Raw genomic sequence first — 13,969 nt, 5'->3', positions numbered from 1 at the left:
GATCTTGGGCATCGGAAGCCACTTCGAGGGGTAAAGATCCGCCTGCCACCCCCGTGACCCATCCGTAATGTTTAGACAGACGTGGTATCGATGTGGTGACGGAGCGGTATCGATCACGTTTGCCCAGATGGGCGTAACATTGCGGCGATAGTGGCTGATGTGGCGTGGCTGTTGTGTCGCGGCGAGTGAACGACGCTCTGTGACGCAGATCACATCAGATTGATGGCACCGATTTCCCCCACGGCACGTCTAAAGCGGCGATCCGAGCCGTCCGCGCTCGTTCTCCGGCTCTCCGGCCCACCCGCACGGTGCCCGCGGTGCCCCGGAAACGGGTGCGGGACCCGGCCTGAGAGGCCGGGTCCCGCTGGTCGCTTCACAGGGCCTGAAGCCCTCGGCGGAGATGTCGCGCGTTACCTGTAGAGCTCACCGTTCGGGCCGACGATCTTGCCCGACCACACGCCGGAGGCCTTGCGGTAGATCTCGGCGGTCTCGCCGTCGAAGTACGGCGAGGTGATCAGGTCGTAGCGGTCGTTCTGGTCCTGGTCGCCGAAGAGGCTGGTCACACCGTTGAGGTAGCCCAGACGCCTGGCGCTGCTGTACTGGGTCAGCCAGGGGCCGCCGTCGGCGCCGGGGGTGAAGGCGCCCTTGAGGCCGACGTGCTCCTCGACCTTCTCCGCCGCGGAGACGTACTCCTTGCCCGAGGTCTTGCCGTACACGTACTTGGGCGTCACGCCGCTGTAGGGCTTGTCGCCGTCGGGGTGCGGCGCCTGGGGGTAGCCGAAGACGTAGACGGTCTTGCCGGTCTTCTGGTTCCAGGTGAAGCCCTGGCCGCCGACGTTGTCGCCCAGCCGGCCGACGTCCTTCGACAGCAGGATGTAGTAGTGCGAGCCGCGCGACCACTTGGGTCCGCTGAAGCCCGCGTACTCCTTCTTGGTGACCTGCTTGACGCCGTTGAAGGCGACACCGTTGTAGACCGTGACGAAGGCGTAGTCCTTGTCGTAGTCCTCGTAGTTGGCGAAGTCGTAGTGCGTCCACGCGCTCTTGCCGACGTAGATGCCCCACGGGGTCTTGCCCTGGTAGTAGCCGGGGACGAAGACCCACTTGTCGAGGGTGTCGCCGTTGCTGCCCGGGTCGTAGACGCAGTGACCGGCCGTGGCGACCAGGTTGCGGTACTTGCCTTGGACCGAGGTGGCCGAGCACCAGCGGTACTGGCCGTCGACCACGAAGAACACCTTGCCCAGGGTCCTGGGCAGGTTGACGTTCTTGGCGAGGGAGGGGGTGGGCTTCTGCGAGCCGGTCGGGCCGACGGTGCCGGGCCGGCCGTCAGGGGAGAAGCCGCCGCCCACCTTCATCTTCGGGCCGCCCGGGTCGGGGTTGTACACCGTGGCCTTCTTGAGGGCGGCGAAGTTGGAGGCGGCCCAGAAGTCGATGACCGACACGGCCGAGGAGTTGTTCTTGGCCATCGGGTCGGTCGCCCAGTCCGGGGCGGCCTGGGCGGTACCGCCGGCCAGGGTGGTGGCCAGCAGGGTGGTGACGGCTGCGGCGCCACCGAGGGGGAGAAGAGAGTGCTTCAAGAGAGTGGCTCCTTGCGCTGCAACGCTCCCGGGGATCCGGGAACTGCGGGACGACAAGCTACGAACCTATGCAGGGAGCGTCCGGGCAAACCCCCGATAAGTCTCTCTTAAGCCTCTCTTAAGGTTCCTTTATGGTCGGGGTGCCCGCTGGGCGGTGGCCCAGGTGTAGACGACGTAGGTCGACGCGATGAAGTACGGGGAGGAGATCCGGTCGTACTTGCCGTCGACGTCGACGTCCCAGGCGAAGCTGTTGACGCCGTTGAGATACCCGACGGCGTGCTTGCGGTCGAAGCCGATTAACCACGGGCCACCGCTCGCGCCGTTGGTGAAACCACAGGTCAGGGCGGTGCCGTGCTCGACCAGGCGGGTGGGGGACTGCACCTTGATCGTGCGCCCGTCACACGACTTGAGCACCTCGCCGTTGTAGGGCTTGCTCCCGTCGGGGTGCGGGGCGGCGGGATAGCCGTAGGCGATCGTGAACAGGCCCACGCCCCGGTTGGTCGTCAGCCCCTGGCCGCCGACGTTGTCCTGCAGGCTTCCGACCCCCTCCATCTCGTAGGTGCCCGTCGTCTTGCCGGCCTTCCACCGGAAACCGTCGTGCACGGTGACGAAGGCGTAGTCGTAGTCGAAGTCGCCCCTGCCGACGAAGTCCTCGTGCAGGTTCAGCGAGTGGCCGACGTAGATCCCGTACGGGGTCTCCCCCCGGTCGTAACCGGGAATGAAGATCCAGTACTCGGCCTGGCTGCCCGTCTTGGCGTCGTAGGTGCAGTGCCCGGCGGTGGCGACCAGGTTGCGGTTGGCCGACGCCACCGAGGAGGCCGAGCACCAGTAGTCCTTGCCGCCGATCCGGAAGAACACCTTGCCCACGGTCAGGGGGGAGCCGTTGGAGGCGGCGGGCCGCTTCTTCGGCAGGGCGGGCTTGACGACCGGCACGGAGGCGCCCGTGGAGGTGGTCTTCTTACCGAGGGTGCTCCGCAGGCCCGTGGCCGGGGTCTTCCCCCCGGCGGCGGTGGTGGCCACGCCGCCCGCGGCCGTCCCGCCCGCGGCGGTGCCACGGGGGGTGGGGGTCGCCGACCGGGTGGCGCCGGATCTCATCTCGTCCGGCCCCGCCGGGGTGTTGTCCGAGGCCTGCTTGAGCCTGGCCGGGCTCCAGTACTCCGCGATCCGCTTCATGTCGGCGGCGGTCTTGGTCAGGGTGATGGTGGTGATGCCGTTGGGCACCCCGTAGACCGGACCTGCCGCGGCACTCCCGGTGAACGCCGACGTCACGATCACGCAGGCGGCGACCAGCGCGCCGAGTGCGGCCGTGAGGCGCCGTGCGCGGGAGGACATCGGGGGATTCCTTTCAGGGGCGGCGCGGGGGACGGGCCGGACGTACGGAGATTGATTTTTCCAGATCAACTCGATTATGGGCAGGTCGTTGGAGCGATCCTGTCGTACTCCGTATCGGCCCACTCTGCCGGAGGGTGTATAAGACCCCCGTCAAGGTGCGCGAAGGGCCCGGCGCACGCCGGGCCCTTCCTCACGCTCGCGCGGCCGTCGGCCTAGGCGGGGAGCTTGCCGGTCCAGAGGTTGGCGGCGTGGCGGTAGATGCCGTACGTGTCACCGTTGAAGTACGGGGTGGTGACGCGGTCGTAGCGGCCGTTCTTGTCGCTGTCGATCGTCAGGCTGACGACGCCGTTGAGGTAGCCGGTCCTCTTGCTGTTCTTGTACTGCAGCAGGAAGGGGCCGCCGCTGGCGCCGGGGGTGAAGGCGCACTTGATCGCCTGGTGCTCCTCGGCCTTGTACGCCGGCACCACGGGCGCGGCGGCGGTCTTGCCGTAGCACCACTTCTGGGTGTGACCGGAGTAGGGCTTGTCGCCGTCCAGGTGCGCGGAGGTCGGGTAGCCGAAGGTGAAGACCTTCTTGCCCAGCTTCTGGTTCCAGCTGAAGCCCTGGCCGCCGACGTTGTCGCCGAGGCGTCCGGCGTCGGTCACGAACGTGATGTAGTGGCGGAAGACGATGTACTTCGCGGACGAGGTCTTCGCGATGTACTTCACCACGTAGTAACGCGTGACCGTGTAGTTGCCCTTCGAGTCGACGTTCTTGTGTCCGGGACCCTTGTAGGTGTCGTACTCGGTCTTGGTGAGATGTTCGACACGGGGCTCGAGCTTGGAGTCGGGCTTGGGCCAGTCGGCCTGGTCCAGCGTCCTGCCGCCGAGGGTGACCTTGTCGTCGTTCAGGCCGTAGACCCTCCCGGAGGTCTTGTCCCAGGCGGACTTGCCGGTCTCCACGGCGACGGCGATCGCGCCCTTGTACTGGGGACCGACCTGGTCCTCCTTGTCGACGCCCTCGACCTTGCCGAGACCGCCCTTCTTGGTCCAGTCGTCGTAGGTCTTCCGGTCGACGGTCCGCGCGTCCTCGCGGCCGACGCCGCCCTTGTCCATGTGCGCCTTGAAGGTCTTGTAGTCGACCTCGCGCTCGGGCTGCTGCCTGATGCCGTTGTAGACGTTGACGAAGGCGTAGTCGTAGTCGTAGTCCTCGTAGACCGTGAAGTCGTCGTGGGTGTTGACCTTGGCGCCGACGTACACGCCCCAGGGGGCCTTGCCCTGGTAGTAGCCGGGGATGAACACGAAGTTGCCGAACGGCTTGTTCGTGTCGGTGTCGTAGACGCAGTGGCCCGCCGTGGCGACCAGGTTGCGGAACTTCGACTGGACCGAGGTGCCGGAGCACCAGCGCTCCTGGCCCTTGTCGTCGACGAAGAAGACCTTGCCCACGGTGATCGGCAGGTTCACGTTCCGCGACGTGCCGGCGCTCTTGCCGCCCTCGCCGGTGGGGGCGACGACGCCGGGCTTGCCGTCGGCGGCGGCCTTGGCCGCGCCGGTCTTCCTCAGCTTGGCCGAGACGGTGGAGTCGGACAGGTACGTCTTCGCCGACTTCAGCTTCGAGGCCGTCCAGTAGCCCGCGATGGCCTTCGCGTTACCGGAGGGGGTGAGTGCCGACGACTTGACGTCGGGGTCCACGCTCGCCTGGGCGGCGGTGGTGGTGGTGAGGGAGGCACCGATCATGGAGGCCGCCGCGAGGGCGCCACCGAGAGGGAGGGCGAGGCGCTTGGCTCGGGAGTTCAATGAAGCTCCTTCTTTGTCATGGGTCACTCGGGACGCGACCCACGCATGCGTAAAAGAGACAAGAGGTGACCGTACTCGGCAAAGATGGTTTAAAGAGCTATAAACCAGACATTGGTTGGGACCGATATGCTTTCGTTACTTGATTGAGGGAACCGGAAGCCGATGGCGGCCGTCTGATCCTTCCTTTCGTGATCGAAAAGTCTGGTGCGGGTCACGTAAGCGCATGACCTGCAAAAACGTCGGGACCGGTGATTGCCCCGGCCGGAGGCGCGGGGGAGGCTGAGGCGGCATCCGCGTCACACGTCATCGGGGGATCTCATGCGGCGTCTTCTCTGCCTGGCCGTTGCCGGGCTCTTCCACCTTCCGGTCGCGGCGTCGGCCGCGGCCCCGCCGCCCTGGAGTCCGGGGCCGGACCGTCCCGGGCCTCGGGTGGTGAGCCCGCTGCCGCCGTACTCGGGCGGATCGGTCCAGGCGAGACCCGCACCGTCGCGGCCCCTGCCCGGTGACCGTCCCTCGCGCAGCGCCAAGGCGCTCGTGCTGAGCGTCGCGCAGGGGGAGAAGCCCCTGCCCTCCACGGGGCACGCGCTGCTCCTGTGCGACCGGCCCGGGAGCACCCACCCCGACGCGGTCGGCGCGTGCGAGGCGCTGGCCGGCGTGCGGGGCGACCCGGCCAGGCTCAGGCCGCTGTCCGGGGTCGCCTGCACGATGCAGTACGACCCGGTCACGGTGAGCGCCATGGGGATCTGGAACGGCCGCTTCATCCGGTTCGAGCAGACCTTCGGCAGCGCCTGCTCGCTGCGGGCCGCCACCGGTCCCGTCTTCCTGGTCAGGAACCAGCGGGGCGGTCACTGACGTCCCGCGGTGACACCGGACGAGACGGTGACACCGGACGAGACGGTGACACCGGACGAGACGGTGACGGCGGTCAGGACGATGACGGCGGTCAGGACGGTGACGGAGGTGACGTCGGCGGGGAGTCGTTCCCGGGCGTGGGGCCCGGTCCGGGGAAGGACCGGGCCCCACGTCGTCGCCCGGCCGGCCGAATGGCCTGCGGTCGGCCGGTGCGCCGGTCATGCGTTTCGTGCGGTCATGCGTTTCGTGCGGTCATGCGGGCCGTGCGGTCATGCGGGTCGTGCGCTCGCGCGGGTCACTTGGTCCAGCGGTTGGCCGCGGCCTTGTAGACCTTGTAGGTGTCGCCGTTGAAGTACGGCGAGGAGACCTTGTCGTACCGGTCGTTCTTGTCGGTGTCCCAGGCGATGCTGTTGACGCCGACCAGGTAACCGGTCCGGCTGGAGCTCTTGTACTTGTAGATCATCGGACCGCCGCTCGCGCCCGCCGTGAAGGCGCACTTGAAGCCGACGTGCTCCTGGACGTTGTACGCGGGCGCGGCCGGCATGGCGGCGGTCGTGCCGTAGCACCACTTCATCGTGCGGCCGGAGTAGGGCTTGTCGCCGTCGGGGTGCAGGCCCGCCGGGTAGCCGAAGGAGAAGACCGCCTTCCTCACCTTCTGGTTCCAGGCGAAGCCCTGGCCGCCGACGTTGTCGCCGAGCCGCCCGACGTTCTTGACGATCGGCTTCCAGGTGCCGCTCGTGTCCTTCTCCCAGTTCACCTTGAACCCGGAGTGGACGTTGACGAAGGCGTAGTCGTAGTCGTAGTCCTCCTTCACGACGAAGTCGTCGTGCGCGTTGAACCACTTGGCCGCGTAGATGCCGTAGGGGTTCTTGCCGTCCCACGCCTGGTTCCCGTCCCAGTAGGACGGGATGAAGACCCAGTTGTCGTAGAACTGGTTGGTCTTCACGTCGTACACGCAGTGCGCGGTGGTGGCCACGACGTTGCGGTACGTGCCCTGCACGGAGCTGCCGGAGCAGTACTTCCAGCTCTTGGGGTCCGACGGGTTGGCGCCGGGCAGGGTGAAGAAGACGCGGCCGACGGTGTTGGGCAGGTTGACGTGCTTGCTCCTGGTGGACTTCGTGCCCTCGGCGCCGATCGGCGGGACCGACCCGGCGCGGCCGTCGGGGCCGGCCGCGCCGGAGGCCTTGCCGCCCTTGATGCTCAGGTCGAGGTCGCCGGTGGCATCCGTGGCCTTGCGCATCCGCTCGGGCGACCAGAAGGAGGTGGCCTGCGTGGCCGTCTCCGAGGCCTGGGAACTGACCACGTCCTTGGGGGCCGTACCGGCGTCGGCGCCGGTGGTGGTGGCGCCGATCACTCCGGCGATCGCGAGAACGCCGGTGAGGGGGATCGTGAGGCGCCGTGCTCGGGGGTTCATGGGACTCCTTTCGCTTTCGGCTCGGAGACGGGACCTCTCCTCGCCGGGAAAACGATCGGAACATTACTGATGCAATGTGGCGCCGGGTGGGAATTGACGGGAAAAGGTCTGAGACGGTTCCGTCCGATGCCGACTCGTTATTTGAAAGCAATTGGTTATCGTTTAACGAATAAGTATTTCCGCAGCTCACACCATGTTGAAGGCGACACCATCGACACCTCGGACACCACCGGTAACGACGATTGCCGAAGGTTCCTCGAATAACTCCGGCCCCTCCGGACTATTAAACCGAATGATGTTCTGGTTGGATGTCGGCATGAGCGGAGACCCCCGTACCCCATGTCTCGTCGGCGTCGCCCAGCACACCGTCCGCGACCGGCCGGGCCCCGAGCCGCTGGACCTGTGGGAGCTGGTCGCCCGCGAGGCCGCAGCCGACGCCGTCGCGGGCCTCCCCGCCGGGACCGCCGGTGGAGCCTCGAAGCTGCTGACCGCCCTCGGCTCGATCCAGATCGTCTACACCGAGTCCTGGCAGTACGACGACCCCGCGGCCAGGCTCGCCGGGCGGCTCGGGGCGAGCCCGGGCCACCGGGTGTACTCGAAGGTGAGCGGCACGGCCCCGCAGATGCTCCTCGGCGCGGCGGCCTCGATGATCGCCAGAGGTGAGCTGGACGCCGCCCTGGTCACCGGCGCGGAGGCCCTGGCCACCCGCAGGACGCTGCGCAGGGCCGGTGAGCGCGTGCGGTGGAGCCACCCGGCCGACCCCAAGCCGCCCTACGGCTGGGAGCGTCCCCCGCACCCCGCCGAGCTGGCCCACGAGCTCTTCCTGCCGGTGCACACCTACGCGATCATGGAAACGGCACGGCGGGCGGCGGCAGGGGAGTCCGACGAGCGGGAACGGGCCGGCCGGGGGCTGATGATGGCCCCGATGACCGAGGTCGCCGCGGCCAACCCCCACGCCTGGGACCGGCGGGTCCGCACGCCGGAGGAACTGGTCGTCCCGTCGGCCTCCAACCGGTTCGTCGGCTGGCCCTACACCAGGAACACCGTCGCGGTCATGGAGGTGGACCAGGCCGCCGCCGCCGTCCTGGTCAGCGACGCCTTCGCCGACCGCCTCGGCATCCCCCGCGAGAGGCGCCTGTACCTGCGCGGATGGGCCTACGCCGAGGACACCTGGGAGGTGGCGGCCCGTCCCGAGGTCGGCTCCTCCCCGGCCATGGCCGCCGCGGCGCGGGCCGCCTTCGACCGGGCCGGGGCGGGCCTGGACGACATGTCCGCGCTGGACCTCTACAGCTGTTTCGCCGTCGCGCTCCGCGCCGCCTGCGCCGCGACCGGGTTCGACCCGCTCGACCCGCGCGGGCTGACCGTCACCGGCGGCCTGCCGTACGCGGGCGGCCCGGCCAGCGACTACGTCCTGCACTCGACCGCGGCGATGGCGGAGCGGCTGCGCGCCGCGCCGGGGCACGGGCTGGTCACCGGGGTGGGCATGCACCTGACCAAGCACACCTCCGCGGTCTGGTCCACCGAGCCGGGAGGCGCGCTGGGCGACGCCGCGCCGGTGTACACCGCCGAGCCGGTGCCGATCGTGGCGTCCTACGAGGGACCGGCCACGGTCGCCGGGTACACGGTCGCGCACGGCAGGGACGGGGCGGCCGAGCGCGGCGTCCTGATCGCCGACCTGCCCGGGGGCGGGCGTGCCCACGCCCACGTCCGCCACCCCGACCTGATCGCCGAGGCCGAGGCGCGGGAACTGGTCGGCACCGGCGTGCGTCTGGTCCCCGACGGTCCGGTGAACGTCGCGACCTGGTGAGGACACCGGAGACCACCGGAGCCCTCGAAGACCGTCGGGGATCTTCGTGGTCACGGGCCGGCGGTCCGGGGTCGCGGGACGCTCCGGTGCATCACGGGACACTCCGGTGCGTTCCGGGACGGACGCCGGCGCGGCGTGGAGGAGAACGATTCCGATTCGTGATGTTCCCGGGCCGGGGACCGAGACCCTCGGGGCCCCACGATGGCTCCGGGTCCCGTTCGCGTGCGCTCCCGGATCGCCCTGACCGGTGAACGCGGGACGGCGACCGTACCTTCTCGTGGGAGGCGGCCTGAGACGTGGGCGGTGATCCGTACGACATCGTCGAGAAGAACGCGCCGAAGGGGCCGCGGCGCTGGATCGGCGTGCTGGTCCTGGCGGCGCTCGTGACGGTGCCGGTGGCGAGCCTGCTGGCAGGGCGGGAGCCCGGCGCGGTCCCGCGGTTCCAGGTGCCCGAGCCCACCCGGACGGCGGCCACGGAGAGGGAGGTTCCCAACCTGCTCCGCCCCGAGCCCCGGTACCGGGACGGCAGGGACGTCCTCGACGTGGTCTTCCCCGACGGCTCGGCGGCGGAGATCGGCTACCCGGCGGAGCTCGCCCTCGCCGATCTGGGGGTCCGGCCCGTGACGACGGGGTGGCTGGAGGGCGCCCCCGGCTCCCACCGGCGGCTGACCACCCCGGAAGGCGGTCCGGCCGGGGCGTCCCGGGGGCGGCCGATGATCAGGAAACTGGCCGGGAAGGTCACGCTCTGGCACCCGATGAGCCCGGCCGAGGGCGAGGCGCTGCTGTTCGCGTTCGACCCGTGGTTCGTGGCGCTGCGCGACCTCAAGGAGGGCCTGACCTTCGAGCAGCGCATGCTCTGGGCGCGGAGCCTGCGTGCCAAGGTGACCGAGGGCGGCTACCTCGTGCTCACCGCGAGGCCGCCCCTGCGGCTGGCCGTCCCCGGGCAGGCCGTCGACGGCGACCAGGCGGGGCCGCAGCTGTGGTTCGGCGGGGCCAGGCAGACGCTGCTGGTGCTGGCGCCGGTGCCGGGCTGCGACGTGGCGGCGATCGAGCTCTCCGTCATCGAGCAGCGTCACCGCTTCTCGGCGGAGGCGTGCATGGACGGGGTGTACGTGGCCGCCTCGGGGGAGCGCGGGAACGTCGAGAGGACCATCGCCGGTCTGACGGTCAGGCGGACGGCGTAGGGTGCGGCCATGTTCGCTGTAACCGCCACACGGTTCGATCCCGACAACCCGCTCACCGGTCTCACGCTCGGCGACCGCCCCGAACCCGGGGTGCCCGACGGGTGGACCACCGTCACGGTGAGGGCCGCCTCGCTCAACCACCACGACCTGTTCACGCTGAAGGGGGTGGGCATCCGCGCCGAGCAGCTCCCCATGGTCCTCGGCACGGACGCCGCCGGGATCGACGAGGACGGCAACGAGGTCGTCGTCCACTCGGTGATCGGCACCGGGGCCGACGAGACGCTCGACCCCAAGCGTTCCCTGCTCTCGGAGAGACACGACGGTACCTTCGCCGAGCGGGTGGCCGTGCCCCGGCGCAACCTGGTGCCCAAGCCCGCCTGTCTCGGGTTCGAGGAGGCCGCCTGCCTGCCGACGGCCTGGCTGACCGCCTACCGGATGCTCTTCGACAAGGCGGGTCTGGAGCCGGGCTCGACCGTGCTGGTCCAGGGCGCGGGTGGTGGTGTGGCCACCGCGCTGATCATGCTGGCCCGGGCCGGGGGGTACCGGGTCTGGGCGACCAGCCGTTCTGAGGACAAGCGGGCCCGGGCGCTGGAGCTCGGCGCCGACCAGGTCTTCGAGAGCGGCGCCCGGCTGCCGGAGCGGGTCGACGCGGTGATGGAGACCGTCGGCCAGGCCACCTGGGCGCACTCGCTGAAGGCGCTGCGTCCCGGGGGCCGGATCGTGGTCTCGGGGGCGACCAGCGGCGCGGTGCCGCCCGCCGACCTGAACCGGGTGTTCTTCCTGCAGCTGTCGGTGGTCGGTTCCACCATGGGCACCCGCGAGCAGCTCGGCAGGCTCGTCCGCTTCCTGGAGCAGACCGGGACCCGCCCGCTGATCGACCGGACCCTGCCGCTGGCCGAGGCACGCGAGGGCTTCGCGGCCATGCACGAGGGCGCCCTGTTCGGAAAGGTCGTCTTCACCCTGCCCGGCTGAGGCCGGAGAGCACGCCGCGCCCGGAACGGGCCCATGCCGAATTCCGGTACGGGCCCGGCGGGCGGCCGGAGGACGGGGTGTGCTCCTGCCCAGTCGTGTAAGTAACGGGTTACTTTTATTCTTGCCGGGTGATAGAACGAAGATGAGCGCGAATCACCCGGGAGGCCCGGAATGACCGACTCAGCCGCGCACCACGACCGTCCGGCCTCGCGCCTCGACGGTCCGGCCTCGCGCCTCGACGGTCCGGCCCCGCACCCTGACGGTCCGGCCTCGTACTCCGACCGTGAACCGGCCACGCGCCTCCACCGTGAACCGGCCGTGCACCTCGAACACGAACCGGCCGCGGGTTCCGATCGTGAACCGGCCGCGCCCCCCGGCCGTGAAACGCCCTCCGAACCCGAACCGTTCGGCCCCGGTGACCTGCTCTGGGAGGGGATGGGCGACCAGCGGCTGATGTTCCTGCTCGGCGGGGCCCTCGTCATGCAGGTCATGCACCCGGCGATCGGCGCGGCGGTCGGCGAGCACTCGGTCTACCGGACCGACCCCTGGGGGCGGCTCACCCGCTCGCTCACCTCGCTGCAGACCTGGGTGTACGGCGGGGAGCGGGCCATCGAGGAGGGCAGGCGCCTGCGCGAGCTGCACCGCGACATCAGCGGGGTGGACGACCGGGGCAGGAGCTATCACGCGCTGAGCGCGGAACCGTACGCCTGGGTGCACCTGACCGCCTTCGAACGGGCCGTCACCACGCTGAGGTACTTCGGCGAGCGGCCCTACACCCCGGACGAGGAGCGGCGCCTCTACGAGGAGATCGTCCGCCTCGGCCGGATCCTGAGGGTCCCGGAGCGGATGTTCCCGGCCACGGTCGAGGACTACTGGGACTACTTCGACGACATGGTCGCCAACACGCTGGAGGACCACCCGACCGCGCGCGACGTGCTGGAGACCACGCTCACCGTGGGGCCGCCGCCCGTGGTGCCGGGGCCGCTGCGGGCCCTGTGGCGCCCGCTCGGGCTGACCTCGGGCCGGATCAACCACTTCGTCACGGTCGGTACGCTGCCGGCCGCCGTCCGCGCGAAACTGGGCCTGCCGTGGACGGTGCGGGACGAGGCGCGGCTGCGCCGCCTCGGCAGGGCGGTCGCGGCGACGATGCCGCTGCTTCCCGAGCGGGCCCGGTACCTGCCCATCGCCTACCGGGCGAGGCAGGCGGCCCGGGCGCGGGAACGGCTGGTGCGGGCCATGCGCGTCGCCTGACGGGCGCCCGCCCTCGCGGAACACCCGCCCGGCGGACGGCGCGCGTCCCCGGAGAGGCACTCGCCTCGGCGGAGAGTGCGCGTCCCCGGGAAGGCGCCCGCTCCGGGGGACGGTGCGCGTCCCCGGGAAGGCGCCCGGCCTCAGCGGAGGGTGTCGCGGATGCGGCGGGCGGCGTCGTACAGGGCGTCCTGCGCGGTGGCCAGGGTCTCCTCGCCGACCTGCGCGCCCGCCGCGTCCCTGCGGACCTCCTCGACGAACTCGGCCAGCATCTGCCCGAGCCGGTCGTCCCCGGCGGACGAGCCCTCACCGGTGAAGCCGGAGGCCCAGACGCGCTTCCAGTCGTCCTTCCACTCGCCGGACTGGCGCTTCCACTCGTCCTTCTGGCGCCGCCACTCGTCCTTCTGCTCGCGCCAGGCCTCGCGGTGGTCGCTCTTGGCCTGCCGCTCCTCCTGCCTGGCGCCCTGGCGCACGTCGCGCGCCATCTGGGTGAGCTCCTCGCGCAGCGACTTGACCGTCTCGCGCACGTCCTCCTTGACCTCGCGGGCGATGTCACGGACCGAGTCGGAGATCTCCTCCTCCAGGTCGGCCAGCTCGTCGAGCCGGGTGTTCAGCTCGGCGCGGCCCCGGTCGCTGATGGTGAAGACCTTCTTGCCGTCCACCACCTCGTGGGTGACCAGGCCCTCCTCCTCCAGCCGGGCCAGGCGCGGGTAGATCGTGCCGGGTGAGGGGGAGTAGACGCCCAGGAAACGGTCCTGGAGCAGGCGGATGACCTCGTAGCCGTGGCGCGGGCTCTCCTCCAGCAGCTTCAGGAGGTAGAGCCGGAGCCTTCCGTGGCCGAAGACCGGGCTCATGTCCGGCCTCCTTTCAGCAGGGTGACGTCGGCGGAGACGGTGTGGGCGCTCAGGGACGCCATGCCGCCGCCGATCCGCCCCGACAGCGCGTTCATGCCGGTCTGGGCGGAGTGGTCGAGCTCGGAGAAGGTGGTGTCGATCCTGCCCGAGGTGGAACGGATCTTGACGTCGGTCTCGACGGTGTGCGGGAGCCGGACCACGATGTCGCCGGAGACGCTGTTCATCGTCACGTGACCGGTGGGCGGGAGCTCCAGGTCGGCGGTGATCCGGCCGGAGACGGTGGTGACGCTCAGCCGCCGGGGCTTCCCCCGCGCCACGGTCAGGTCGCCCGACAGGCTCTTGAACGACAGGTCCCCCACCAGGTCGCGGCTCTCCAGGTCACCGGAGACGGTGTCGGCGTTGATCTCGCCGCTCACCCCGTCGAGCACGATGTCGCCCGAGACGCTCCTGACCGAGGTGCGGTCGCGGAAGCCGGAGACGACCGCGGAGGCGGAGACCACGCCCACGCTGACCCGCCGGTCGGCGGGGACGGTCAGCGTCATCCGCACCCGCCGGTCGCCCGTACGGGAGCCGCCGCGCAGCCGGTCCACCAGGCCCTCCACGAGGCCGTCCCGGGTCAGGTCCCGGTAGGTGACGGTGAGGACGCCGTCGTCGTCGTGGGTCACGAGCAGCGGGGGGTCGCCGACCTCGGTCACCTCCAGGGTGGGAGGCCCGTCGCCGGCCAGCACGGCCAGCCTTCCCCCCACGATGCGCACGTTGAGCCTGCTCACCGGGTCGAAGATGAGCCGCTCCGGTTTCTCGACGTTCCATTGCCGCATGGTCCGACCTCCTTGTCCGTAACACGATATGTCGCGTTACGCGAGAGGTCAAGATATGTCGCGTTCCTGATCGTCCCCGGGCGTCCTGGCCGACTCCCGGCTCCGGTCGTTCCCGGTCGTCCTTGGTCGGCGCGGCCGT

General features: G+C 70.1%; 11 protein-coding genes. 5 read left to right on the top strand and 6 right to left on the bottom strand.

What is annotated here, in order from left to right; genetic code table 11:
- Positions 1-410: 410 nt before the first annotated feature.
- The 3 genes from ACLQ2R_RS10385 to ACLQ2R_RS10375 all read right to left on the bottom strand — a co-directional run bounded on the left by ACLQ2R_RS10385 (position 411) and on the right by ACLQ2R_RS10375 (position 4,681).
- Entirely contained in the window at positions 411-1,574 is a 1,164-nt protein-coding gene (locus tag ACLQ2R_RS10385) for a trypsin-like serine peptidase (RefSeq protein WP_425959166.1), read from the bottom strand.
- Positions 1,575-1,703: 129 nt separating this feature from the next.
- Positions 1,704-2,906, bottom strand: a complete 1,203-nt coding sequence (locus tag ACLQ2R_RS10380; RefSeq protein WP_425959165.1) for a trypsin-like serine peptidase — start codon at positions 2,904-2,906, stop codon at positions 1,704-1,706.
- Between the two features lie 212 nt (positions 2,907-3,118).
- Positions 3,119-4,681 carry a hypothetical protein gene (locus ACLQ2R_RS10375; protein WP_425959164.1) on the bottom strand — a complete coding sequence of 521 codons (1,563 nt, stop codon included), beginning with the start codon at positions 4,679-4,681 and terminating at the stop codon, positions 3,119-3,121.
- A 318-nt stretch (positions 4,682-4,999) separates the two neighbouring features.
- Here ACLQ2R_RS10375 and ACLQ2R_RS10370 point away from each other — a divergent pair, with 318 nt between their 5' ends.
- On the top strand, positions 5,000-5,533 hold the full coding sequence (locus ACLQ2R_RS10370; RefSeq protein ID WP_425959163.1) for an SSI family serine proteinase inhibitor: 534 nt from the start codon (positions 5,000-5,002) through the stop codon (positions 5,531-5,533).
- A 295-nt stretch (positions 5,534-5,828) separates the two neighbouring features.
- Here ACLQ2R_RS10370 and ACLQ2R_RS10365 read toward each other — a convergent pair whose 3' ends face one another.
- Entirely contained in the window at positions 5,829-6,947 is a 1,119-nt protein-coding gene (locus ACLQ2R_RS10365) for a trypsin-like serine peptidase (RefSeq protein WP_425959162.1), read from the bottom strand.
- A gap of 316 nt (positions 6,948-7,263) precedes the next feature.
- On the opposite strand from ACLQ2R_RS10365, the gene ACLQ2R_RS10360 reads away from it, so the two are divergent.
- The 4 genes from ACLQ2R_RS10360 to ACLQ2R_RS10345 all read left to right on the top strand — a co-directional run bounded on the left by ACLQ2R_RS10360 (position 7,264) and on the right by ACLQ2R_RS10345 (position 12,161).
- A complete protein-coding gene (locus ACLQ2R_RS10360) occupies positions 7,264-8,754 on the top strand; it encodes an acetyl-CoA synthetase (RefSeq protein WP_425959161.1) in 1,491 nt (496 codons plus the stop codon).
- A 296-nt stretch (positions 8,755-9,050) separates the two neighbouring features.
- Entirely contained in the window at positions 9,051-9,938 is an 888-nt protein-coding gene (locus ACLQ2R_RS10355; RefSeq protein WP_425959160.1) for a hypothetical protein, read from the top strand.
- A 9-nt stretch (positions 9,939-9,947) separates the two neighbouring features.
- Positions 9,948-10,910, top strand: a complete 963-nt coding sequence (locus ACLQ2R_RS10350) for a zinc-binding dehydrogenase (protein WP_425959159.1) — start codon at positions 9,948-9,950, stop codon at positions 10,908-10,910.
- Between the two features lie 171 nt (positions 10,911-11,081).
- The gene (locus ACLQ2R_RS10345; protein WP_425959157.1) at positions 11,082-12,161 is read left to right on the top strand and encodes an oxygenase MpaB family protein; all 1,080 of its coding nucleotides are present in this window, start codon (positions 11,082-11,084) and stop codon (positions 12,159-12,161) included.
- Between the two features lie 140 nt (positions 12,162-12,301).
- Here the strand turns inward: ACLQ2R_RS10345 and ACLQ2R_RS10340 are convergent, their stop codons facing one another.
- The gene (locus ACLQ2R_RS10340; RefSeq protein WP_425959156.1) at positions 12,302-13,012 is read right to left on the bottom strand and encodes a helix-turn-helix transcriptional regulator; all 711 of its coding nucleotides are present in this window, start codon (positions 13,010-13,012) and stop codon (positions 12,302-12,304) included.
- Positions 13,009-13,830: a DUF4097 family beta strand repeat-containing protein gene (locus tag ACLQ2R_RS10335; RefSeq protein ID WP_425959154.1), complete on the bottom strand. Its 822-nt coding sequence runs from the start codon at positions 13,828-13,830 to the stop codon at positions 13,009-13,011. The genes ACLQ2R_RS10340 and ACLQ2R_RS10335 overlap by 4 nt, the downstream gene beginning before the upstream one ends.
- Positions 13,831-13,969 lie beyond the last annotated feature (139 nt).

Origin of the sequence: Streptosporangium sp. DT93, from assembly GCF_049844535.1 — a bacterium.
Classification (GTDB): domain Bacteria; phylum Actinomycetota; class Actinomycetes; order Streptosporangiales; family Streptosporangiaceae; genus Streptosporangium.
The sequence above is the reverse complement of the archived record's forward strand: the minus strand, read 5'-3'. Positions and strand labels throughout refer to the sequence as shown.